General features: G+C 72.9%; 19 protein-coding genes and 1 pseudogene. 7 read left to right on the top strand and 13 right to left on the bottom strand.

Annotated elements, in window-relative coordinates; genetic code table 11:
• Nucleotides 1–110 precede the first annotated feature (110 nt).
• The 7 genes from eno to CBP52_RS17270 form a co-directional block, all read right to left on the bottom strand.
• Nucleotides 111–1,391, bottom strand: coding sequence for a phosphopyruvate hydratase (gene eno, locus CBP52_RS17300; protein WP_094182004.1), 1,281 nt, complete (start codon nt 1,389–1,391; stop codon nt 111–113).
• Between the two features lie 149 nt (nt 1,392–1,540).
• A complete protein-coding gene (locus CBP52_RS17295; protein WP_094182003.1) occupies nt 1,541–3,652 on the bottom strand; it encodes an endo-1,4-beta-xylanase in 2,112 nt (703 codons plus the stop codon).
• Nucleotides 3,653–3,763: 111 nt separating this feature from the next.
• On the bottom strand, nt 3,764–5,161 hold the full coding sequence (pntB, locus tag CBP52_RS17290) for a Re/Si-specific NAD(P)(+) transhydrogenase subunit beta (protein ID WP_094182002.1): 1,398 nt from the start codon (nt 5,159–5,161) through the stop codon (nt 3,764–3,766).
• Nucleotide 5,162: 1 nt separating this feature from the next.
• Nucleotides 5,163–6,725, bottom strand: coding sequence for a Re/Si-specific NAD(P)(+) transhydrogenase subunit alpha (locus tag CBP52_RS17285; protein ID WP_094182001.1), 1,563 nt, complete (start codon nt 6,723–6,725; stop codon nt 5,163–5,165).
• A gap of 169 nt (nt 6,726–6,894) precedes the next feature.
• The gene (locus CBP52_RS17280; protein ID WP_369826247.1) at nt 6,895–7,584 is read right to left on the bottom strand and encodes a MazG family protein; all 690 of its coding nucleotides are present in this window, start codon (nt 7,582–7,584) and stop codon (nt 6,895–6,897) included.
• Nucleotides 7,551–8,084 (bottom strand): hypothetical protein, encoded by a 534-nt coding sequence (locus CBP52_RS17275; RefSeq protein ID WP_094182000.1) that lies wholly within the window; start codon nt 8,082–8,084, stop codon nt 7,551–7,553. Before CBP52_RS17275 ends, CBP52_RS17280 begins: the two co-directional genes overlap by 34 nt.
• A 93-nt stretch (nt 8,085–8,177) precedes the next feature.
• Entirely contained in the window at nt 8,178–9,635 is a 1,458-nt protein-coding gene (locus tag CBP52_RS17270) for a helix-turn-helix domain-containing protein (RefSeq protein ID WP_198303499.1), read from the bottom strand.
• Between the two features lie 113 nt (nt 9,636–9,748).
• Here CBP52_RS17270 and CBP52_RS17265 point away from each other — a divergent pair.
• Nucleotides 9,749–11,606, top strand: a pseudogene (locus tag CBP52_RS17265) (phosphoenolpyruvate carboxykinase (GTP)).
• A 20-nt stretch (nt 11,607–11,626) separates the two neighbouring features.
• Here the strand turns inward: CBP52_RS17265 and CBP52_RS17260 are convergent.
• Nucleotides 11,627–13,168: a helix-turn-helix domain-containing protein gene (locus CBP52_RS17260; RefSeq protein ID WP_369826246.1), complete on the bottom strand. Its 1,542-nt coding sequence runs from the start codon at nt 13,166–13,168 to the stop codon at nt 11,627–11,629.
• 150 nt (nt 13,169–13,318) lie between these two features.
• Between CBP52_RS17260 and aceA the strand changes: the two genes are divergently transcribed.
• On the top strand, nt 13,319–14,656 hold the full coding sequence (aceA, locus tag CBP52_RS17255; protein WP_094181998.1) for an isocitrate lyase: 1,338 nt from the start codon (nt 13,319–13,321) through the stop codon (nt 14,654–14,656).
• 120 nt (nt 14,657–14,776) lie between these two features.
• Nucleotides 14,777–16,444 (top strand): malate synthase A, encoded by a 1,668-nt coding sequence (gene aceB, locus CBP52_RS17250; protein WP_094181997.1) that lies wholly within the window; start codon nt 14,777–14,779, stop codon nt 16,442–16,444.
• A 175-nt stretch (nt 16,445–16,619) separates the two neighbouring features.
• On the opposite strand, the gene CBP52_RS17245 is transcribed toward aceB, so the two are convergent.
• On the bottom strand, nt 16,620–17,375 hold the full coding sequence (locus CBP52_RS17245; RefSeq protein WP_094181996.1) for an SDR family NAD(P)-dependent oxidoreductase: 756 nt from the start codon (nt 17,373–17,375) through the stop codon (nt 16,620–16,622).
• Nucleotides 17,376–17,516: 141 nt separating this feature from the next.
• Here CBP52_RS17245 and CBP52_RS17240 point away from each other — a divergent pair, with 141 nt between their 5' ends.
• From CBP52_RS17240 to CBP52_RS17230, 3 genes are all read left to right on the top strand, one after another.
• Nucleotides 17,517–18,362: a helix-turn-helix transcriptional regulator gene (locus CBP52_RS17240; protein WP_094181995.1), complete on the top strand. Its 846-nt coding sequence runs from the start codon at nt 17,517–17,519 to the stop codon at nt 18,360–18,362.
• A gap of 227 nt (nt 18,363–18,589) precedes the next feature.
• Nucleotides 18,590–19,567, top strand: a complete 978-nt coding sequence (locus tag CBP52_RS17235) for an Ig-like domain repeat protein (RefSeq protein WP_157732720.1) — start codon at nt 18,590–18,592, stop codon at nt 19,565–19,567.
• Nucleotides 19,564–20,538 (top strand): Ig-like domain-containing protein, encoded by a 975-nt coding sequence (locus CBP52_RS17230; protein ID WP_094181993.1) that lies wholly within the window; start codon nt 19,564–19,566, stop codon nt 20,536–20,538. The genes CBP52_RS17235 and CBP52_RS17230 overlap by 4 nt, the downstream gene beginning before the upstream one ends.
• 42 nt (nt 20,539–20,580) lie before the next feature.
• On the opposite strand, the gene CBP52_RS17225 is transcribed toward CBP52_RS17230, so the two are convergent.
• Nucleotides 20,581–20,976 carry a TRCF domain-containing protein gene (locus CBP52_RS17225; protein WP_094181992.1) on the bottom strand — a complete coding sequence of 132 codons (396 nt, stop codon included), beginning with the start codon at nt 20,974–20,976 and terminating at the stop codon, nt 20,581–20,583.
• On the opposite strand from CBP52_RS17225, the gene CBP52_RS17220 reads away from it, so the two are divergent.
• Nucleotides 20,969–21,154, top strand: a complete 186-nt coding sequence (locus CBP52_RS17220) for a hypothetical protein (RefSeq protein WP_094181991.1) — start codon at nt 20,969–20,971, stop codon at nt 21,152–21,154. The genes CBP52_RS17225 and CBP52_RS17220 overlap by 8 nt on opposite strands.
• Before the next feature lie 11 nt (nt 21,155–21,165).
• Here the strand turns inward: CBP52_RS17220 and CBP52_RS17215 are convergent, their stop codons facing one another.
• Genes CBP52_RS17215 through CBP52_RS17205 form a run of 3 tightly spaced genes read right to left on the bottom strand, consistent with a single transcriptional unit; the run spans nt 21,166 to nt 23,833 of the window.
• Entirely contained in the window at nt 21,166–21,801 is a 636-nt protein-coding gene (locus CBP52_RS17215) for a hypothetical protein (protein WP_157732719.1), read from the bottom strand.
• A complete protein-coding gene (locus tag CBP52_RS17210) occupies nt 21,798–23,117 on the bottom strand; it encodes a hypothetical protein (RefSeq protein ID WP_157732718.1) in 1,320 nt (439 codons plus the stop codon). The genes CBP52_RS17215 and CBP52_RS17210 overlap by 4 nt, the downstream gene beginning before the upstream one ends.
• On the bottom strand, nt 23,114–23,833 hold the full coding sequence (locus CBP52_RS17205; RefSeq protein WP_094181988.1) for an ATP-binding cassette domain-containing protein: 720 nt from the start codon (nt 23,831–23,833) through the stop codon (nt 23,114–23,116). Before CBP52_RS17205 ends, CBP52_RS17210 begins: the two co-directional genes overlap by 4 nt.
• Between the last annotated feature and the right edge of the window lie 4 nt (nt 23,834–23,837).

Genomic DNA, 23,837 nt, shown 5'->3' with positions numbered 1-23,837 from the left:
TCACCGATCCCCCACGTGCGCGGGGGCCGGCAGGGACGCGAGAGGCCGGTCGCCCCCGGGGGGCGACCGGCCTCGGGGTCGGCGTGGGCCGACCGGTCAGGCTGAGGTGATCAGGCCTGGAAGCGCGGGAAGGCCGAGCGGCCGGCGTAGCGACCGGCGTCGTCCAGCTCCTCCTCGATGCGCAGCAGCTGGTTGTACTTGTTGATGCGCTCGCCACGGGCGGGGGCACCGGTCTTGATCTGGCCGGCGTTCGTCGCGACCGACAGGTCGGCGATCGTCGTGTCCTCGGTCTCGCCGGAGCGGTGCGAGGTCATCGTCGTGAAGCCGTTGCGCTGCGCGAGCGTCACCGCGTCGAGCGTCTCGGTGAGCGTGCCGATCTGGTTGAGCTTGACCAGCAGCGAGTTCGCCGACTTGAGCTGGATGCCCTTGGCGAGACGCTCCGGGTTCGTCACGAACAGGTCGTCGCCGACGATCTGCACGCGGCCACCGACCTCGGCGACGAGCTGCGACCAGGAGTCCCACTCGTCCTCGGACAGCGGGTCCTCGATGGACACCAGCGGGTAGTCCGTCACGAGCTGCTCGTAGTACGCGATCATCTCGGCGGGCGTCTTGGCGCCACCCTCGAACTGGTACGCGCCGTCCTTGAAGAACTCGGTCGACGCGACGTCGAGCGCGAGCGCCACGTCGGTGCCCGGCGTGAAGCCGGCCTTCTCGATCGCGGTGAGGATCAGGTCGAGCGCCGCGCGGTTGCTCGACAGGTTCGGCGCGAAGCCACCCTCGTCGCCGAGGCCGGTCGACAGGCCCTGGGCCTTCAGGACGGACTTCAGCGAGTGGTAGACCTCGGTACCGGTGCGCAGCGCCTCGCGGAAGGTCGTGGCGCCGATCGGGGCGACCATGAACTCCTGGATGTCGACGTTCGAGTCGGCGTGCGAACCACCGTTGAGGATGTTCATCATCGGCACGGGCAGGACGTGCGCGTTGGGGCCGCCGACGTAGCGGAACAGCGGCAGGTCGGCCGAGTCGGCCGCGGCCTTGGCGACCGCGAGCGAGACGCCCAGGATCGCGTTCGCGCCGAGCTTGCCCTTGTTGGGCGTGCCGTCGAGCTCGATGAGCGCGGCGTCGACGAGGCGCTGCTCGCTCGCCTCGAACCCGATGATCTCGGGGGCGATCTCGTCGATGACCGCGTTCACGGCCTGCTCGACGCCCTTGCCCAGGTAGCGCGACTTGTCGCCGTCACGACGCTCGACGGCCTCGAAGGCGCCGGTCGACGCGCCGGACGGGACCGCCGCGCGGGCGATCGTGCCGTCGTCGAGAGCGACCTCGACCTCGACAGTGGGGTTGCCGCGCGAGTCCAGGATCTCGCGGGCGCCGACGGCCTCGATGCTGGCCATGGGAGCTCCTTCGACATGCAGGTGGGGTCCGTGCAAGGTGGGTTTACGACCTCACCCTAGTGGCGTCCGACGACGGGTGCGCCGGGACCTCCGTCCGCTGGACACGCGTGTGCATGTCCTACGCACGGCTCCCGGCGCACCCCGCGCGGCTACGCCGCCGTGCAGGCGGACCCGTTGAGCGCGAACGCCGTGCCCGGCGTGGGCGTGCCCGGGTGCGACGCGTTGAACCCGATCTCGACGCTCGCGCCGGGTGCCAGCCGCCCGTTCCACGGGGCGTTCTGCGCGGTGACGCGCGTGCCGCTCTGCGACCAGTGGGCGCTCCAGCCCTGCGTGACCTGCTGCCCCCCGCCGAACGTGAACGTGAGGGTCCACGCGTCGAGCGCGGTCGAGCCGGTGTTCGTCACCCGGACGTTCGCGGTCAGGCCGGTGTTCCACGCGCTGGCCGACCAGCGGACCGTGCAGGCGCCCACGGGCGGGGGCGTCGGGGTCGGCGTGGGCGTCGGGGTCGGAGTGGGCGTCGGCGTCGGGGTGGGCGTCGGCGTCGGGGTGGGCGTCGGCGTCGAGGTGGGCGTCGGGGTCGGCGTGGGCGTCGGGGTCGGCGTGGGCGTGGGGGTCGGGGTGCTCGTCGTCCCGATCCGCGACGGGTCGACCACGCCCCAGAACGCGTCCTTCGCCTGGAGCTGCCCGTCGAACAGCAGCGGCGCGGCACCCGCGCGCAGCCACGTGCGCGAGTCGTCGACACCCCAGATCGTCACGGACTCGAACGACGGCGCGTGCTTCTTGAGGACCGCGAGCAGGTCGCGGTAGTAGTACGCCTGCTGCCGCAGCCGGTCCGCGGGCGGCGTGGTCCACGACTCGCCACCGTGCTGGTACGTCGAGACGTCGAGCTCGGTGACGGCCTGCCGGACCGGGAGCGCCTCGAACGCGGCGATGGTGCCCTCGACGTACTCGAGCGAGCGTCCGACCTCGACGTGCAGCTGGTGGCCCACGCCGTCGACGGGCACACCCTGCGCGAGCAGGGACTTCACGAGCGCGAGGTAGGGGGCGCGCTTGTTCGGGTACTCGCTGTTGTAGTCGTTGATGAACAGCAGCACGTCGGGACCGAACGCGTCGCGCGCGTAGCGGAACGCGTCGGCGATGTAGGACGGCCCGAGGACGCGGTACCACTCGCTGCGGCGCAGGCCGTCGCTCTGGTTCTCGTCGATGACCTCGTTGACCACGTCGAACGCGAAGATCGGGTTGCCCGGTGTGCCGAACTCGCCGTACGTGGTGCGGTAGTGGTCCGCGACGGCCTCGATGTGCGTCTTGAGCCGCGAGCGCAGCAGCGCCTGGTCGGCGGCGCTCGTGGTGAGCGCGGCGCCGTCCCGCTGGAAGAACCACTCGGGCGTCTGCTGGTGCCACACCAGCGTGTGGCCGTAGACGCGCTGGCCGTGCTCGAGCGCGAAGTCGACGAGCTGGTCGGCGGGGCCGAACCGGAACGTCCCCTCGGTCGGCTGGATCGCGTCGGGCTTCATCTGGTTGCCCGGCGTGATCTGTGCGGCGTGGTGCGCGACGAGCTCGCCGCGGCCCGCGAGCACGTCGGCCGGCTCGACCGCGAGGCCGAACGTGAACCACGGCGCGAGCGTCTCGTCGATCTGCGGGAGCGACAGGTCGGGGCTCACCTTCTCGCTCGTGACCGTGACGTCGTCGACGAGGAAGTCCGTCAGGGACGAGGTCGACTCCACGTACAGCGACGCGGTGTCGAACAGCCCCGGGGTGTAGCTCGCGCTGACGTGGGTCCACGCGCCGCTCGTGACGCCCGTGGCCGTCGCGATCGTCTCGTACGCCGACGTGCCGTCGACGTCCCGCTGCGCGGACACCCGCAGGTCGGCGTAGCCGCTGCCGGTCGCGGGCAGCCGCAGCCACAGCGACACCTGGTGCGTCACGCCCGGCTCGAACGTGTCGGTCACGTCGACGACCGCGCCGTTCCAGGACTTCGTGCGCCCGGTCGCGAGGAGGCTCTGCGTGCCGCGCGCGTCCTGCGTGGTCAGCGCGACGGTCGCGTCGCCGCGGCCGGTCCAGCCGTCGAGGCCGTCCTCGAAGTCGGCCTGCAGGACGGTCGTCGCCGCGTGCGCCGGCGTCGCGGACTGCGCGACGAGGGCGAGCACGGCGACGAGGGCCGCGACGACGAGCGCCGCGAGGCCGCTCACGGGCAGCGCGGTCGCCCGGCGCGTCGGGGTCCCGGCGCGGGGGTCGAGGTGGACGAGGGCACGGCGAGGCATCGCATCGCTCCTGACGGCATGCCGACGGCACCGTCCGCCGGTCAGCCCGGAGGCTAGGGACCGCACGGACCCCGGGACGACGGGTGAACCGTTTCGTCCCGGGGGCCGCGGTCAGCCTGCGGCGAGCGCCGCGACGATCTTCTCGGTCTGGTCCCGCGCGTCGCCGAACAGCATCGCGGTGTTGTCCCGGAAGAACAGCGGGTTCTGCACGCCCGCGTACCCGGTGGCCATCGACCGCTTGAAGACGACGACCTGCTTGGCGTTCCAGACCTCGAGCACCGGCATGCCCGCGATGGGCGACGACGGGTCGTCGAGCGCCGCGGGGTTGACCGTGTCGTTCGCGCCGATCACGAGCACGACGTCGGTCTCGTCGAAGTCGCCGTTGATCTCGTCCATCTCGAGGACGATGTCGTACGGCACCTTCGCCTCGGCGAGGAGCACGTTCATGTGCCCGGGCAGGCGGCCCGCGACGGGGTGCACGCCGAAGCGCACCTCCACCCCGCGTGCGCGCAGCTTCTCGACGAGGTCCGCGACCGGGTACTGCGCCTTGGCGACCGCCATGCCGTAGCCGGGCGTGATGACGACGGACCGCGCTCCCGCGAGTGCCTCGGCGACGTCCGCCGCGGACATCTCGTGGTGCTCCCCGACGGGTCCGCCACCGGCGGGCGCCGCGGCACCCTCCTCGGCCCCGAAGCCGCCCAGGATCACCGAGACGAACGACCGGTTCATGGCCCGGCACATGATGTAGGACAGGATCGCACCGGACGCGCCGACGAGGGCGCCGGTGACGATCAGCAGGTCGTTGCTGAGCATGAAGCCCGCGGCCGCGGCGGCCCACCCGGAGTACGAGTTGAGCATCGACACGACGACGGGCATGTCCCCGCCGCCGATGGCCGCGACGAGGTGCCAGCCGAGCGCGAGCGCGATGACCGTCATGAGCGCGAGCGGCCAGACGGACGGCTCCGCGAGGAACCACGCCAGCAGGCCGCACGAGACGAGCACGGCCGCGAGGTTGAGCAGGTTGCGGCCGGGCAGCGTGAGCGGCGCGCTCTTCATCCGCGCCGAGAGCTTGAGGAACGCGACGACCGACCCGGTGAACGTCACGGCCCCGATGAGCACGCCGAGGAACACCTCGACGAGGTGCACGCCGTCGTGCGTGCCGGTCAGGTAGGAGTTGTAGCCGACGAGCACGGCCGCGATGCCGACGAACGAGTGCAGGATCGCGATCAGCTCGGGCATCTGCGTCATCTCGACGCGGCGCGCGCGCCACGTCCCGACGACCACCCCGATGCCCAGCACGAGCGCGATGAGCAGCGCGGTCACGCCGACGGCCCGCTGGGACTCGTTCAGGGCGCGCGCGACGACGGCGGCCAGCGCCAGCCCCATGCCGACCATCCCGAGCACGTTGCCGCGCCGGGCCGTCTCCTGCTTGGACAGGCCGGCGAGCGACAGCACGAACAGCACCGCGGCGAGCAGGTAGATGGCGTTCGTGAGCGACACGAGCGTCATGTCAGGCCCCCCGTCGGAACATGCGGAGCATCCGGTTCGCGACCAGGAACCCGCCGAAGATGTTGATGGACGCGACCGCGGCGGCGACGCACGCGAGCACGGTGACCACGGGGTCGTCGGACCCGATCTGCAGGAGCGCGCCGACGAGGATGATGCCGGAGATCGCGTTGGTCTGGGCCATGAGCGGCGTGTGCAGCGAGTGCGACACGTTCGAGATCACGTAGTACCCGACGAACACCGCGAGCACGAACACCGAGAAGTGCGCGAGGAACTCGCTCGGCGCGTACGAGATGCCGAGCGTGAGCAGCAGGGCACCGAGCGCGTACGCGACCGTGCGCCGCTGGGCGCGCACCTTGGCACGCTCCGCCTGCTCGGCCTGCCGCGCCGCGACCTCCTGCGGGCTGGGCGGCGGCGGGCCGGTCGTCGGTGGCGGCGCGGCCGAGACCGCGACGGGCGGCGGCGGCCACGTGACGTCCCCGGCGTGCGCGACCGTCATGCCGCGCTGCACCGGGTCCTCGAGGTCGAGCACGAGCTCGCCGTCCTTGCCGGGCGTGAGCAGCTGCATCAGGTGCACGACGTTCGTGCCGAGCAGCTGCGACGAGTGCTGCGGCATGCGCCCGGGCAGGTCCGTGAAGCCGAGGACGACCACGCCCCCGTCGGTCACGACGCGCTCGCCCGGCACGGTGAGCTCGCAGTTGCCGCCACCCGTGGCGGCGAGGTCGACGACGACCGAGCCGGGCCGCATGCCCGCGACGGCGGCGGCCGTGATGGTCGTGGGTGCGGTGCCGCGCACGAGCGCGGTCGTCACGACGATGTCCGCGTCGGCGCACTCGCGCGCGTAGACCTCGAGTGCCGCGGCGGCCTGCTCCTGCGTCAGCGGCTTCGCGTAGCCGTCGGCGCTGATCTCCTGCTGCGCCTCCGGGGCGCGCACGAACGTCGCGCCCATCGACTCGATCTGCTCCCCGACCTCGGGTCGCACGTCGAACGCGCGCACCTGCGCACCGAGCGAGTCGGCGGTGCCGATCGCGGCGAGGCCCGCGACGCCCGCACCGATGACGAACACCTTGGCGGGCGGGGTCTTGCCCGCGGCCGTGACCTGCCCGGCGAACATCCCGCCGAACTCGCCCGCGGCCTCGACGACCGCGCGGTAGCCGGCGACGTTCGCCATGCTCGAGAGCACGTCGAGCGCCTGCGCGCGGGAGATGCGCGGGACGGCGTCGAGCGCGAGCGCGGTGACGCCGCGGGCGGCGAGGGTCGCGACGAGCTCGGGCCGCTGCGCGGGCTGGAGCTGGGCGACGAGGACCGCTCCCTCGCGCAGCAGCGCGACCCGCTCGTCGGGCGGGGCGTCCACGGCGGTGACGACGTCGGCACCCCACGCGCGCGCCGAGTCGACGACCTGCGCCCCGGCGGCGGCGTACGCGTCGTCGGCGAACGTCGCCGCCTCGCCCGCACCGGCCTCGACGAGCACGTCGTACCCGAGCCCGACGAGCTTCGTCACGGTGGCCGGGGTCGCGGCCACCAGGCGCTGCCCGGCCGCCTCCCGCGGGATACCGATCGTCGTCACGCAACGCCTCCTGACCTGCGCGCACCCGCCTGACGCGGGGTGGACGCACGGTGACCGAATCGTGGCCGGGTGACCGTCTCACCGGCTCGCCGCCGACCCTACCGACGTGCGGCGACCTGCCACGGGACCACTGTCCCTCGTGGACACCCGCGACCCTTCGCGGGGCGCGTCAGCCCGACTCTGCGGCGCGCACGCGGGCATCCCAGCCCGCCGTCGTCCGCCGCAGCTCGCCCTCGGCGTCCAGGCCCGCCGCACGCGCCTCACGCACGAGCGCGAACAGCCGCGCGCCGAGGTCGTCGCCCGCGGGCGCGTCGACCGCGAGCCCCGCGCGCTCCGCACGCGCGACGAGCTTCTGCGTGCGGGCCAGCGCCCCGAGCGCGAGCGGCACGCCGTCGAGCGCGGACGCACGGTCCTTCTCGGCGCGCTTGATGCGGTCCCACGCGACGTGGCGCCCCTCGTCGTCGGGTGCGGACTGCTCGTCGGCGAACACGTGCGGGTGCCGACGGACGAGCTTCGCGACGAGGTCCGCGGCGACGTCCTGCACGTCGAACGGGTCGTCGGCGTCCTCCTGCGCGACGCGGGCGTGGAACACGACCTGCAGCAGCAGGTCGCCCAGCTCCTCGCGCAGCCCCGCGCGGTCGTCGTGCTCGATCGCCTCGACGAGCTCGTACGCCTCCTCGAGCGCGTACGGCGCGAGCGAGGCGTGCGTCTGCTCCGCGTCCCACGGGCACCCGCCCGGCGAGCGCAGCCGGTCCATGACGGCGACGAGCTCGTCCAGCGCGCTCGTCGTGCCCCCGGCCGGGGGCCGGTCGGCCGCGGCCGGGCTCAGGGCGCGTCCGCCCGGGGCGTCACGATCCACGGCCGCGCGGACGCACCCTCGACCGCCGCGCTCTCGCCGAGCGTGCCGAACCGGGGGTTGACCTCGACGTCCAGCGCGTCGAGCCGCTCGGCCACCTGCTGCCCGAGCGCCTCGAGGTCGCCCGCGTCCTGCAGGTTGCCGGACGCGAGCGAGTAGCGCGCGATCGCGAGCGTCGCGTCGCTGTACTCGCCGACGTCGATGCCCACGGACTGCGAGACCTGGTCGAGCAGGCCGGCCGCGTCCTCGTCGGACACCGCCACGCCCTCGTCGGCCGCGAACCGCGTCATCGTCGGCTCCTGGATGAGGATCGACAGCACGGTCGGCACGTCGAACTGCTGCCCGAGCTCGGTGAGCTGGTCCGTCGCGGACCGCACCTCCTGCGCGGTGATGACGTGCCCGTCGACCACGGCGGCCGCGCCGGGCGTGCCCGAGCACGCCCCCAGGGTGGCGGCGGCGAGCGCCGCGCCTCCCGCGAGCAGCACCGCCCGCGCGCGCGTCATCCGGTTCGTAGGCGTGCTGGTGTGCACCTGACCTCCCGCGTCCTCGCGACGACCTCGTCGACGGGCGCCATAGTAGGCCCACCGGCGCAGCGTTCAGGCACCGCCCGACGACGGCGCGTGCCGGTCGAGGAACGCGTACATCTCCGCGGCGTCCACGCCGGGGAACAGACCGGCGGGCAGCGGTGCGAAGACGTGCTGGTGGATGCGCGCGCTCGGCCAGGACGCCTGCTCCCACCGTGCGGCCGACGCCTCGTCGGGCCGGCGGCAGCACGCGGCGTCGGGGCACGTGCTCGTGCGGCGTACCTGCGTGTCCCGCCCGCGGAACCACCGCGCGGCCGAGAACGGCACGCCCACCGCGAGCGCGAACCGTCCGGTGGGCGCGACGCCGGGCTGCGTGGAGCACCAGAACGTGCCGGCGGGCGTGTCCGTGTACTGGTACGACTCGGTCGCGTGGTCGCGGCGGGACAGCGCCTCGCGCACGCCCCAGCGGCGGCACACGACCTGCCCCTCGATCGCGCCGGTGACGTCCGCGGGCAGCGGCAGACCGTCGTTCGCGTAGGCGCGGTAGATCGAGCCGTCCTCGTTGATACGCAGGAAGTGCACGCGGATGTCGAGGTGGTGGGTGGCGAGCGACGTGAAGCGCTGCGCGGCGGCCTCGTGCGTCACCCCGAACGCGTCCCGGAAGTCCTCGATCGCGAGCTCGCGCGAACGCTTGCGCGCCGCGAGGAACTCGACCGACGCGGACTGCGGCATGAGGCACGACGACGCGAAGTACGTGATCTCCATGCGCTGGCGGAGGAACTCCTCGTACGTGGCGGGCCGGTCGTGGTCGAGCACGCGGTGGGCCATGGCCTGCAGCGCGAGGGAGCGCAGGCCGTGCCCGCCGGGGGTCGAGGCGGGTGGCAGGTAGATGCGCCCGTTCGCCAGGTCGGTCACGGTGCGGGTGGAGCGCGGCAGGTCGTCGACGTGGCGGATCTCGAAGCCGAGCCGCTCGGCCATGCGCCACACGGTGCGGTGCGTGAGCGGCCCCGAGGTGTAGCCCGCGTCGCGGACCATGCGCTCGGCGACGACCTCGAGCTCGGGGAAGTGGTTGTCGCGCTCCTGGCGCGCGAGGCGCAGCGCGGTGTTGGCGCGGCGGGCCTCCTCGGGCGTGGCGACGGCCTCACGGTCGCGCCGCGCGAGCTCGGCATGCAGGCCGACGAGCTGCTCGAGCACCGGGGTGGGCAGCGTGCGGCCCGGGCGGACCTGCGGCAGCCCGAGGCGCTGGAACGAGGGCGTGCGCTGCGCCCTGTCGAGCTCGATCTCCAGGGCGGCCCGGCGCGTGGGCGGCTCGGGGTCGACGAGGTCGTTGACGGTGACGCCGAGCGTCGCGGCGAGGTCGCGCAGCAGCGACAGGCGAGGCTCGCGGCGCCCGTTCTCGACGAGCGAGAGCATGCTCGCGGTGACACCCACCCGCGCGCCGAGCGCGTCGAGGGTCAGGCCCCGCGCGGTGCGCAGGTGCCGGATGCGGCGGCCGGTCGTGAGCACGTCGTCGGAAGGCACGGACCTCACGATACGTCAAGAACGCCGAAACTTGACGGCGGTTCGAGTTGGCAGCGCCCGTCCAGGTTGACAGACGATCGAGAGGCAGGACCACCCCGCCCGGACTCGCACAGGAGCTGTCCATGACCGTCACGTCCGTCCGCATCCCCCGGCTGCCGACCGTCGACGCCCACCGCCCGCTCTCGCTGCTCGCCTGGGTGGACGCCGTCGCCCGGCTCACGGAGCCCGACGCGGTCGTGTGGTGCGACGGCTCCGCCGCCGAGCGCGAAGGGCTGCTCGCGCAGATGGTCGACTCCGGCACGCTGACCGCCCTCGACCCCGAGCGCCGCCCCGGCTCCTACCTGGCGCGGTCCGACCCCGACGACGTCGCGCGCGTCGAGTCCCGCACGTTCATCTGCAGCGAGGACGCCGCCGACGCGGGCCCCACCAACAACTGGCGCGAACCCGCGCTCATGCGCGCCGAGCTCGCGGGCGTGTTCGCCGGCGCCATGCGCGGCCGCACGCTCTACGTCGTCCCGTTCTCGATGGGTCCGGTCGACAGCCCGCTCGCCCGGTTCGGCGTGCAGCTCACCGACTCGCCGTACGTCGTCGTCAGCATGGGCGTCATGACGCGGGTGACCGGCGACGTCGTCGACCGCATTCGTGCGGGCGCCGCCTGGGTCCCGGCCGTGCACAGCGTCGGTGCCCCGCTCGTCTCGTCGGACGGCACGCGCGTCGCGGACGTCCCGTGGCCGTGCAACCCGCGCAAGTACGTCGCGCACTTCCCCGAGTCGCGCGAGATCTGGTCGTTCGGGTCCGGGTACGGCGGCAACGCGCTGCTCGGCAAGAAGTGCTTCGCGCTGCGCATCGCGTCCGTGATCGGGCGCGACGAGGGCTGGCTCGCCGAGCACATGCTGCTCGTGCGCGTCACCTCCCCGAGGGCAAGCGGTACCACGTGGCCGCCGCGTTCCCCTCGGCGTGCGGCAAGACGAACTTCGCGATGCTCCGGCCCACCCTGCCCGGGTGGCGGGTCGAGACGCTCGGCGACGACATCGCGTGGCTGCGCCCGGGCGACGACGGCCGGCTGTACGCCATCAACCCCGAGGCCGGCTTCTTCGGCGTCGCGCCCGGCACGGGCGTCGAGACCAACCCCACCGCGGTGCGGATGCTCGAGCGGGACGTCATCTTCACCAACGTCGCCCTGACCGACGACGGCGACGTCTGGTGGGAGGGCCTGACCCCCGAGCCGCCCGCGCACCTCACCGACTGGACCGGCCGGTCGTGGACCCCGGACTCGGGCCGCCCCGCGGCGCACCCGAACTCGCGGTTCACCGTGGCCGCCGCGCAGTGCCCGAGCATCGCCGACACGTGGCAGGACCCCGAAGGCGTGCCGGTCGACGCGATCGTGTTCGGCGGTCGCCGCGCGACGAACGTGCCGCTCGTGACCCGGGCGTTCGACTGGCAGCACGGGGTGTTCCTGGGCGCGACCGTCGCGTCGGAGCAGACCGCCGCCGCCGAGGGCACCGTGGGCACGCTGCGCCGCGACCCGTTCGCGATGCTCCCGTTCTGCGGCTACGACATGGCCGACCACTGGGGCACTGGCTGTCCGTCGGCGCGGGGCTGTCCGAGCAGGGGCGCCCGCTGGTGTTCGGCGTCAACTGGTTCCGCAAGGCCGCGGACGGCTCGTGGCTGTGGCCCGGGTTCGGCGAGAACTCCCGGGTGCTCGCGTGGATCGTCGGCCAGGTCGAGGCCGCACGGGCCGGGTCCGACGAGGGCGCCGTGGCCGGTCCGGTCGGGCTGCGGCCCGCACCGGGTGCGCTCGACCTCGACGGCCTGGACCTGACGGACGAGCAGGTGGCCGAGCTGTTCGCGGTCGACCCGCAGGCGTGGCTCGCCGAGGCGGAGCTGACCGAGGTCTTCTTCGCGCAGTTCGGCGACCGCCTCCCGGCCCCGCTGCGCACCCAGCTGGCAGCCCTCCGCCACCGCCTGTCCCAGCCCTGACCCCGGCTGGACCACGCGCGTCAGGCGGGCGCGTGGCGCTCGAGGAACTCGTAGACCTCGGTCGTGTCGACGCCCGGGAACACGCCCACGGGCAGCGCAGCGAGCAGCGACGCGTGCGGTCGCGCCGACGGCCACGCCGCGCCCTCCCACCGCTGCGCGAGCGGCTCGGGGGGTGTGCGGCAGCACGACGGGTCGGGGCACGTCGACGACGAGCGCAGGGTCGTCTCGCGGCCGCGGAACCACCGCACGTGCGCGAACGGCACCCCCACCGAGACCGAGAACGCCCCCTGCGACGACGGCTGCACGCGCGACGTGCACCAGTAGGTGCCCGACGAGGTGTCCGTGTACTGGTAGTACGGCGAGAACCGGTCCTCGCACGTGAACACGGTCCGCGCGGTCCACTGCCGGCACACCGGCTGGCCCTCGATCGCGCCGAGCGGGTCCGACGGGAACGCGACGCCGTCGTTCTCGTACGCCTTGTGCAGCGTGCCGCCCTCGTGGACCTTCATGAAGTGCACGGGCAGGCCCAGGTGCCGCGTCGCGAGGTTCGTGAAGCGGTGCGCGGCGGTCTCGTAGGGCACCGCGAACGCGTCGCGCAGGTCCTCGACCGACAGGCGGCGCTCGTCCTTCGCCGCCGCGAGGAACCGCACCGCACCGTCCTCCGGGAGCATGAGGGCCGCGGCCAGGTAGTTCGCCTCGACGCGTTGGCGCAGGAAGTCGCGGTAGTCGCGCGGCTCGGTGTGGCCCAGCACGTGGCTGCCGAGCGCCTGGAGCACCGGCGAGCGCGAGTCCGAGAAGCCGCCGCCGATCTGCGGCAGGTAGATCCGGCCGTGCGCGTGGTCGGTCACCGAGCGCACCGAGCGGGGCAGGTCCGGCACGTGGTGCAGCGTGAAGCCCAGGTGCGCCGCGATGTCGGACGTCGCGCGCTGCGACAGCGGGCCGCCGTCGTGCCCGATCGCGGTCAGCAGCGTGCGCGCGTGCTCCTCGAGCTCGGGGAAGTAGTTGTCGCGCTCGCGCATCTGCGCGCGCAGCTCGGCGTTCGCCCGGCGCGCCTCCTCCGGCGTCGCCGCGTGCTCGGTGAGCAGCCGCTCCACCTCGTGCTGCATCGCGACGAGGGCCTCGAGCGCGTCGGTCGGCAGCGACTTCGCGACCTTGACCGTGGGCAGGCCGAGCTGCGCGAACAGCGGCCCGCGCTGCGCGCGCTCGAGCTCGACCTCGAGCGCGGCGCGGCGGCTCGGCGCCTCGGTACGCAGGAGCTCGGCGAGCGGGACGCCGAGCGCCTCCGCGATCTGGCCCAGCAGGCTCAGGCGCGGCTCGCGGTGCCCGTTCTCGAGCATGGACACCTGCGAGGGCGCGCGCCCGACCGCGCTGCCGAGGTCCTCGAGGGTCATGCCGCGCTGCGTGCGCAGGTGCCGGATGCGGCGTCCGAGGACGAGCGTGTCGATGCCGCCCGAGCCGGCGGACACGTCGGTGCGCTCGTCGGCGCGCTCGTCGGCACGCGGGGAGGTGCGCGGGGAGGTGCGCGTGGGTGCGCTCGGGCGGTGCGGTGCTGTCGTCGTCACGTGACCAGCGTCACACCGGGCGCGGATTCTGTCACGCAGAAGTTTCGCTGATCTTCTCGTCGATCAGCCGGTGAAGAACCCTTGCCCATGCCCCAACGTGGTGTCCACGGCCAGCCCGGCCGGAAGAACTGACGGACCCCCGGAGGAGCCATGACCACGCAGACGGACCCGACCGTCGCCCCCACGGGCACGGCGGGCCACCGCCCCGGTGACCAGACGACCACCGCCGAGCAGCTCGAGGCCGCCTGGCAGCTCGACCCGCGGTGGGCCGGCATCCGCCGCACCCACACGGCGGCCGACGTCGTCGCGCTGCGCGGGTCCGTCCGTGAGGAGCACACGCTCGCCCGCCGCGGCGCCGAGCGCCTGTGGGAGCTGCTGCACACACGCACCCACGTCCCCGCCCTCGGCGCGCTCACCGGCAACCAGGCCGTCCAGCAGGTCAAGGCGGGGCTCGAGGCCATCTACCTGTCCGGCTGGCAGGTCGCCGCCGACGCGAACCTGTCCGGGCAGACCTACCCCGACCAGTCCCTCTACCCCGCCAACTCCGTGCCCGCGGTGGTCCGGCGCATCAACAACGCACTCCTGCGCGCCGACCAGATCGACGTCCAGGAGAACGGGCGCCGCACCCGCGAGTGGCTCGCCCCGATCGTCGCGGACGCCGAGGCCGGGTTCGGCGGACCGCTCAACGCGTACGAGCTCATGCACGCGATGATCGCCGCCGGCGCCGCGGGCGTGCACTGGGAGGACCAGCTCGCCGCCGAGAAGAAGTGCGGCCACCTGGGCGGCAAGGTCCTCGTCCCGACGAACCAGCACGTGCGCACGCTCAGCGCCGCGCGGCTCGCCGCGGACGTCGCCGGGGTCCCGTCCGTCCTCGTCGCCCGCACCGACGCGCTCGGCGCGGACCTGCTCACCAGCGACGCCGACGAGCGCGACCATGAGTTCCTCACCGGGGAGCGCACCGCCGAGGGCTACCACCGGGTCCGCCCGGGCCTCGACGCGGTCGTCGCGCGCCAGAAGGCGTACGCGCCGTACGCCGACCTGCTGTGGGTCGAGACGTCGACACCCGACATCGCGCTCGCGATCGAGTTCGCCGAGCGGATCCACGACGCCTACCCCGGCAAGCTGCTCGCGTACAACTGCTCGCCGTCGTTCAACTGGCGTCAGCACCTGTCCGACGGCGACATCGCGCGGTTCCAGCGCGAGCTCGCCGGCCACGGGTACGCGTTCCAGTTCATCACCCTCGCCGGCTTCCACGCCCTCAACCACTCGATGTTCACGCTCGCCCGCGGCTACGCGCAGCGCGGCATGAGCGCCTACGTCGAGCTGCAGGAGGCCGAGCTCGCGTCCGAGGTCGACGGCTACACCGCCACGCGCCACCAGCGCGAGGTCGGCACCGGCTACTTCGACCGCGTCGCGACCGCGATCACCCCCGACAGCGCCACCCTCGCGCTGGCCGGGTCCACCGAGGCGGCCCAGTTCACGCACTGACCCCGCCGACGACCCGCGCGGGGCCCGGACCGGCCCCACCCGGCCACCGGCGCACCGCCGCGCCACCCCGGGCCCCGCGCGCACCCCGTCGTCCCCCCTGCCTCACCCTCGGAGACCGCCATGACCGTGATCACCCCCCTGGCCAGCCGCACGCTGCTGACCGACCCCCTGTCCCGCCCGCATCTCGAGGTCACCGGACCTCGCACCACCGGCACCGACGAGATCCTCACGCCCGAGGCGCTCGACTTCCTCACCGACCTGCACGCCCGGTTCGCCGGCCGCCGCCACGACCTGCTGCTCGCGCGCCAGCACCGCCGCGACCGCTGGTCCAACGGCGCCGACCCCGGCTTCCTGCCGCTGACCGCCGGCATCCGCGCCGACCCGACGTGGCGCGTCGCCGGCCCCGGCCCGGGCCTCGAGGACCGACGCGTCGAGATCACCGGTCCCACCGACCGCAAGATGACCGTCAACGCCCTCAACTCCGGCGCGAAGGTCTGGCTCGCGGACCACGAGGACGCCATGAGCCCCACGTGGTCCAACGTCGTCGGCGGACAGCTCAACCTGTTCGACGCGATCCGTGGGCAGGTCGGCTTCACCTCGCCCGAGGGCAAGGAGTACCGCGTTGGCGAGCAGACCCCGACGATCGTGTTCCGCCCCCGCGGGTGGCACCTCACCGAGAAGCACGTCGCCTACGTCGACCGGGCCGGCATGCGCTCGTCGTCGTCCGCCTCGCTCGTCGACGCCGGGCTCTACCTGTTCCACAACGCGCAGGCGCTGATCGACGCCGGCCGCGGCCCGTACCTGTACCTGCCGAAGCTCGAAGGTCACCTCGAGGCGCGGCTGTGGGACGAGGTGTTCCGGTTCACCGAGACGTACCTGGGCCTGCGCCACGGCACGATCCGCGCGACCGTCCTCATCGAGACCATCACCGCCGCGTTCGAGATGGAGGAGATCCTCTACGAGCTGCGCGACCACTGCGCGGGCCTCAACGCCGGGCGCTGGGACTACATCTTCAGCGTCATCAAGAGCTTCCGGAACCGCGGCCCGCGGTTCGTCCTGCCCGACCGGTCACGCGTCACCATGACCGTGCCGTTCATGCACGCGTACACCGAGCTGCTCGTGGCCACGTGCCACCGGCGCGGGGCGCAGGCGATCGGCGGGATGAGCGCGTTCATCCCCAACCGGCGCTCGCCCGAGGTCACCGCGCGCGCCCTCGAGCAGGTCCGCGCCGACAAGCAGCGCGAGGCCGGCCAGGGGTTCGACGGCACGTGGGTCGCGCACCCCGACCTGGTGCCCGTGGCGCGCGAGGTGTTCGACGAGGCGCTCGGCGACCGGGTCGACCAGCGGCACCGTCTGCGCGACGACGTGCACGTCACCGAGGCGCAGCTGCTCGACATCCCGTCCGCGGGTGGCGCGTCGCCCGGCGCGGTGACCGACGAGGGCCTGCGCGGCAACGTGTCCGTGGCCGTGCGCTACCTCGAGTCGTGGCTGCGCGGCGTCGGGGCCGCGGCGATCGACGACCTCATGGAGGACGCCGCGACCGCCGAGATCTCCCGGTCCCAGGTGTGGCAGTGGGTCCACCAGGAGGTCCGCACCGGGTCCGGCACGCGCATCACCGCGGACCACGTCCGCTCGGTGCTCGCGTCGGTCCTGGCGCAGCTGCCTCGCTCGTCGGACGACCGGTTCGACGACGCGGCCGCGCTGTTCGAACAGGTCGCGCTGGCCGAGGACTTCCCGACGTTCCTGACGGTCCCCGCCTACACCCAGCACCTGGTCACGCCCCGCTGACCAGCCCGACCCCGTCCCGTCCCCACACCGCGACCCCGCGGTTGCTCCGGCTTCCAGCCCCCATTCCCGGAGCAACCGCGGGGTCGTCGGTCTGCCCGACGACGAGCCCGTGGTTGCTCCGGCTTCGGCTCCTCTTGGCCGGAGCAACCGCGGGGTCGTCGTGGCCGGGCGTCGGTCAGAGGAGCTGGCCGCCCGAGGCCTCGATGCGCTGGCCCGTGACCCAGGACAGCGACGACGAGACGATCGCCGCGGCAGCGCGACCGATGTCGTCGGGCTCCCCGACCCGGCCCATCGCGCTCCCGCCCGCGATCATCGCGCGGTACCGCTCGTCGTCGCGGATGACGCCACCGCCGAAGTCCGTGGCCGTCGCGCCCGGGGCGATCGCGTTGACCGCGATGCGCCGCGGACCGAGCTCCTTGGCGAGGTACCGGGTCCACACCTCGACCGCGCCCTTCATCGCCGCGTACACGCTGTAGCCGGGTGCGCCGACGAAGCGCGTCAGCCCGGTCGACACGTTGAGCACGTGCCCACCGTCGGCGAGCAGCGGCGCGACCTCCTGCGTGAGCAGCACAGGCCCGCGCACGTGGATCGCGTAGAGCTCGTCGACCGCCGCGGCCGTGGTCCCGCCGAGCGGGGTGTGCGCGGCGACGCCGGCGTTGTTGACGAGCACGTGCAGCCCCGGCGCGCCCCACCCGGCGAGCACGCCGCGCAGCGCGTCGACGAACGCGGCGAACCTCTCCGGCGCGGACGTGTCGAGCGCGAGCGCGGCGGCCCGGCCACCGGCCGCGTGGATCTTCGCGACGACCTCCTCGGCCGCGGCGGCGCCGTGCACGTACGTCACGACGACGTCCGTGCCGTCGGCCGCGAGCGCGAGCGCGGTCGCGCGGCCGAGCCCGCGTGAACCACCCGTGACGAGTGCGGTGCGAGTCATGTGCGTTCCTTCCCTGGTGGTGGCGCCCCGGATCCGGGTGCCTCCCCACCGTGCGGCGCGGCACACGGCGCATCCAGGCCGAGGTCATCCAGGGACCGGCGATCCCTGGCTGCCGCTCGTGGTCCGCGCCACGATGCACGTATGGACCGACCGCAGCTCGCCGACTTCCTGCGCGCCCGGCGCACCGCGCTGCAGCCCGAGGACGTGGGGTTGCCCCGCGGCCCCCGCCGCCGCACCGCCGGGCTGCGCCGCGAAGAGGTCGCGGCGCTGTGCGGCATGTCCGCCGACTACTACGGCCGGCTCGAGCAGGGCCGTGGCCCGCAGCCGTCCGAGCCGATGCTCGCCGCGATCGCGCGCGGCCTGCACCTCACGCTCGCCGAGCGCGACCACCTGTTCCGTCTCGCCGGCCACCACGCGCCGGACCGCACCAGCCGCGCCGACCACGTCGCCCCGGCCGTGCAACGCATCCTCGACCGGCTGCAGGACACGCCCGCGATGGTGGTCACCGAGACCGGCGAGACCCTGGTGCAGACACCCGCCGCGATGGCGCTGCTCGGCGACCAGACCCACTACACCGGGCTCGAGCGCTCCACCCCGTTCCGCTGGTTCACCGACCCCGCGTCACGCGACGTCTACCCGGCCGAGGACCACGACGAGCGCGCCGCGACGTTCGTCGCCGAGCTCCGCGCCGCCTACGCACGCGGCGGCGCAGGGTCCCGGGCCGCGCGCCTGGTCGACGCGCTGCTCCCCCGCAGCGAGGAGTTCGCGACGATGTGGGCCCGCCACGAGGTCGCCGACAAGCGCAGCCGCACCAAGCGCATGCAGCACCCCGACCTCGGCGTGCTGACCCTCGACTGCCAGACCCTCCTCGACACCGACACCGGTCAGCGCCTGCTCGTCTTCACCGCGAGTCCCGGCACCCCCGACGCCGACAAGCTCGCCCTCCTCACGGTCCTCGGTCCCCGCCAGACGACCGCCGCCCCCTGACGCTCAGACGCGTCGCCACAACCTCGGGCGACGGGCTCGCCCACTCGGACGGAGCAACCGCGTCGTGGCTCGTCCCGCGATCCCGGTGTCCAGTCGTCGTTCGGCCACGGCCAGCCGCTCCCCGATGGTACGTTCCCGACCGTCTCCGACTCGCGGTGACGGTCCTCCGGAGGTACGCGTTGCTGCGCTCACAACTCGCTCGACCGGCACTCGCCACCGTCGTCGCCGTGGCAGCTGCGGTCGCCGGTGTTCCCCACCTGCCCTCGACCGGTTTCACCCAGTCCGTCACCGAGGCGACGTCGAGCGGCTCCACCGTCACGCTCACGGGCGTCGCCGAGCTCTTCGGCCGGGTCCGATCGACCGACAAGGTCGTCTTCGAGGCGCAGCTGTTCGAGCGGGTCGCAGGCGTCGCCTCCGGACCGGCGGTTGCGACCACCCGGATCCAGGGCTTCACCGCCGCGACGCGAAGCACGGCCGTCTACTCCTTCACCGCGGCGACCTGGCATGACTACGTCGTCCACTTCCGACCGATCACCGCGAGCGGCCGCGGCTCGGTCACCGCCAAGATGCCGGTCGTGGCCCGTGGCGCCCGGTCGGTGAACCTCCCGACGCGGACCCTGTCCTGGGGCAGCCCGATCCGCGGCACGCTCCGGGGTGACATGAACACACCGGTCAGGTATGGACGCGTCTCCGCTATCGAAACCTCGTGCTCCGGGCCCGTATTTGGGCCCGTGCGGTCCGCGTCGTCGTTCCCCCTCAAGGCCGACGGCACGTTCGAGGTCCCCACGATCACCGGGCACTGCTATGCCCTCCACCCGTCCGACGCGGGGTTCCAGCTGATCCCAGGGCAGTCCCGCGTCAAGGCGGGCACGCAGGACCTCGTCGTACGGCCGCGGCTGGCGACCACGGTCGAGCTGCGCACCACGAGCGGAACCACGTCGACGAACACGCTCTGGGTTTCGGTCAGGTCAGGCTCGGCCTATCCCTGGCACACCCCCGTCACGGTGACGAACGGGACCGTGACGGTGTACGAGGGCGACGCGGTGCTCGGTAGGGCTGACGTGTCCCAGGGGCGAGCAGCGGTGTCCGTGACCAGGCGGCTCGGCTGGGGTACGCACTACCTGCGCCTCTCGTACTCCGACTCTGGGACGTTCTCGTCGGCCGAGTCGACAGCTGTGCTCGACGTGAAGGGAAGCAACTCATGATCCGGCTCCCTCGACGCGCCGTCACCGCGCTCACCGCGCTCGTCGTCGGCATCGGGGCCTCCGCGCCGCTCGCGACTACCGAGACCACGACCGTCGTCATCGAGGGTGACTTCGACCTGCCCGGCGAGCTCGGCGTCACGGACAAGGCACCCGTCTACGAGATCGCGTTGTACCGCGCTGCGCGTGGCGAGCCCGTCGGGGCGCCCGTGGCGCATGCCGAGATCGGTGATCTCAAGCAGACCGCGTGGCGGAAGGACACGGCGCGGTACCGCTTCCCGGCCGTTCCCGAGGGCACGTACCTCGTCCGCTTCTTCGAGGTCGTGAGGGACGTGCGGTACGGACGGGGCCGCGTGGTGGTCAAGGCGAGCAGAGGCGACAGCTTCGTGGACTGGGTGACCTTGTCCGCCGGTGAGCCCATCACCGGGCGCGTGCTGGACGCGGCCCTGCGGCGCACAGGCCTGACCGTGGTGGCCGAGGAGGTCGCCTGCACCGGCGAGCAGCCGACGTTCGGCACGAGCAACATCGACGCGACGTACAACGACGACGGGACGTTCGTGCTCCCGACAATGCGCGGGCGCTGCTACGCCCTCCGGGTCGGCAACAGCAACTGGAGCATGCAGCGGGTGTCCGGCCTCACCCGGGTCAAGGCCGGGACCAAGGGGGTCAAGGTCCACCCGCTCCTGGTCTCTGAGCTGTCCGTGCTCACGGTGCGGGCGGGCAGCCGCACCGCGACCGTGCGGATCGATGCTCCGCGCGCCCCGTCGGGGATGACCCAGCCGGTCGCCGCGAGCGGGAAGGTCGAGATCTGGAAGGGTTCGACCCGGATCGGGAGCGGCACGGCACGGGGCGGCTCAGCGCAGGTCACGCTCAACCGAACGCTCGCGACGGGTGACCACCAGGTCTACCTCCGCTACGTCGGCAACGGCCTGTTTCTCGAGAGCGCCACGGCGGCCACGCTGAAGGTCCGGTGACCGCACGCTCGGTAAGCGGGCGCGCGACGGGAGGCCGTCCTGTCAGCGCGTGGTGCCGACCTGGGCGGCGGCGGAGACGTCGTTGAGCATGACCGCGTCGATGAGCTGGCGGCACCACGTGAGGACCTCGCGGCCGTGGAGCGGCTTGCCGCCGATGCGCGCGGTCGTCGGGAGCGGCACGAGCACGGTGCGCAGCGCGGGCTTGAGGACGGTGCCCGGGTAGAGCCGCTTGAGGCGCAGCTGCGCGGACTCGGGCAGCTCGACGGGCGCGAAGCGCACGAACTTGCCCTGCGCGGTGATGTCGGACAGCCCCGCTCGTCGGGCGTGCTGGCGGAACTGCGCGACCTCGAACAGGTTGTCGACGGCCTCGGGCACGGGCCCGTAGTGGTCGACCAGCTCGGCATGCACCTCGCGCAGCGCGGAGTTGTCGGTGAGCATCCAGCACCCCGGCCTCGGCGTGCTGACCCTCGGCTGCCAGACGCTGCTCGACACCGACACCGACACCGACGCCGGGCAACGTCTGCTCGTCTTCACCGCGGCGCCCGGCACCCCCGACGCCGACAAGCTCGCCCTGCTCACCGTCCTCGGTCCCCGCCAGACGACCCCCGCCCCGTGACGCGCTCGCGCTCAGCGACGAGCCCGTCGCAGGTAACCGGGGCTGCGCGGATCCCAGACCGCGAGCGCCAAGCCGACCACCGCGACGACCGCCGCCACGACGAGCTGCTCCGTGGACGCCGTCTCGCGGAACGACATCGACCACGGCGCCCACTCCGAGCTCTCACCGGGCGTGACCATCGCCGCCGCGAGCGCCACGACCGCGGGGACGAACACGTACACCGGGCCCGCGAGCGCACCGACCGCCGCGCAGATCCCGCTCAGCAGCAGCAGGTTGCGCAGGCACGCCGGCAGCGGCAGTGCCGTGCCGAGCCGCGACCCGAGCAGCACGATCCCCCAGCTGACGATCAGCGTCAGCGCGTAGCACGCCGCCCGCACCGTGAGGACCCGTCGGTTGCGGAACACGATCGGTATGGGTGCGATGCCCTGGGAGATCCCCACGGCCACGGCCATGAGCAGCGGCACGGCGACGAGCACCCGCAGCTGAGGGTTCAGCTCGAGCGGACCGAAGTGCGAGATCCGCCCGTCCGGGAACGCCACGGTCAGCACCACCGCGAGCGCCAGCACGGGCACGGTCGAGTACCACCCCGTCGAGGCGAGCACCGCCCGCACCAACCGCAGCGGGCGGACGCCCCGAGCCGCGGTCATCGGAACGGGTACGAGCATGTCCGAAACTCCCCCGTGAGGCGTTCGATCTCGTCCGGTGTCAGGGTCAGGTAGGGCTCGTGCGCAGCCGCCACCTCTGGGTCGGCCAGTCCGAGCCACGTACCCTGGACGTTCTCCGAGTCCATCCAGAACTGTTCGGACGGCGGCTCGTGGCCGCCGCGCTCGTCGCAGTACCAGGGGTCGACGAGACCCTGCACGAGCTCGGCCAGCGTCACGGGGCCACCGCTGAGCGGCGCGTCTATCAGAAGCGACGCCCCGTACCACTCGATGTCACCACCAGTTACCTCACGGACCTCCGACGGTACGAGCGAGTGATAGCCGGCCTCACGAGCGGCGTCGAACAGGCGCGCGAGCTGAGCGTTGACTTCCGCCTGCACGCGGGCATGTTCGGGATACATGCACACCGTGACGCCCGAGACATCCGCGCAGAGCGACGGAGGCGTCCTCGTGTATGTGAGTCGGCTGCTCGGCCCAACTGATCCGGCAACGAAGACGAGCGCCACAGCGACGACTGCCATGAACCGCTCCCCCGCGCGCCGCCACCGACCTCGTTGGACTCCTCGTCGCGCGAGGAGGAGCGCGGTGATGAGGATGGAGAGAAGGACCACCTGGCTGCCGAGATAGGTGACGTTGTAGGAGCGGCCCACTCGCGGAACGAGCGACGATCCGGCGTAGAGCAGGGCGATGTGGTCGGTCCGCGCAGAGAACAGGTAGATCCCGGCCAGTGCCGTGACCGCGGCGATGACGCCGCCGAGCACAGGCGTGAGCGTTCGACCGACCACGACACCCATCGCCGCGAAAAGCGTCAGCATGAGCAGCTGCGCCGCGACAGCGAGCAGCACGCGAGGATCGAACGACGGTGGCAGCTCGACGAGCGCCGCCACGAGGATCGTCGCGACATAGACAGCACCGACTCCCACCGCGTAAGCGAGCGTGATCGCCGCGCCCGGCGACCGCGTCCAGCGTCGGCTCTCGACGTGCCGTACGCCGACGCTGAAGCGCGCCATGTCGATGGCCGCCGCGCCCGCGATCACCGGTCCGATCGCGATGTGACCGATGGGGATCCAGTCGACGATCCACAGGAGATCGGCCCGCCATGGCGCGCCCCGCATGCCGAACACGCTGGCGTTCACGCCAGCGATGACGAGCAGCGCCCATGGCAGCACACCGCTGCGCAGCACGAACCAGACCAGTTCAACGGATCGCATGGCTGGACGTCCCGGAGTGCCGCGCCCGACGTCCACCAACGCCCCCGCGGAGGGTGGGGTGATGACTGCGGTCGATCCGGGGCCGCTCACGCCGGAACCTGCCCGCGGAGCACTGACAGGAACCCTCGCTCGACGGCTTCCGAGGTGACGGTGGGACCAGCCCCTCGCTCGGCCAGTGACGCCACGGTTCCCTGGAATACCTCGGAACCGTCCGAGAGGATCACGACACGTTTCGCGATCGCCGCGACGTCCTCTGCCAGGTGCGTCGAGACGATGACGGCACGGTCGTTCGCGAGCGTCGAGATGAGCTCACGCAGCTCCGCGCGCTGCACCGGATCGAGGCCTACGGTGGGCTCGTCGAGGACGACCGCTCCCGGCGACCCGAGAAGTGCCTGCGCGACGCCGACCCGCCGGCGCATGCCGCCGGACAGGTCTCCGAAGCGAGAACCCGCCCGGTCCGCCAACCCGACCGAAGCCAAGGCATCGCCAATCGCTCGGTCGGTAACCAGGCGGCGTCGGGTACTCCGGCACCAGCCGACGAACCGGAGATAGTCCACCACCCGGACTCTCCGTGGGGCATCGAAGTCCTGCGGCAGGTAGCCGGGCACCGCCTGGTCACCACCCTCTGACCCGACGGCGACGCGTCCACGTGCAGGCGCTAGCACGCCCACCACCGTCGCCATCAGCGTCGACTTTCCTGCACCGTTGGCGCCGAGTAAGGCAGTGACTCCAACTGGGAACTCCGTGCTAACGGGCCCCAGCTCGAAACGACCTCGACGCACGACCACGTCCTCGAGTACAACCATCGTC

Source organism: Cellulomonas sp. PSBB021 (assembly GCF_002240455.1).
Lineage (GTDB): Bacteria > Actinomycetota > Actinomycetes > Actinomycetales > Cellulomonadaceae > Cellulomonas > Cellulomonas uda.
Note: the sequence above shows the minus strand (reverse complement) of the source record. Positions and strands in the feature narration are given on the sequence as shown.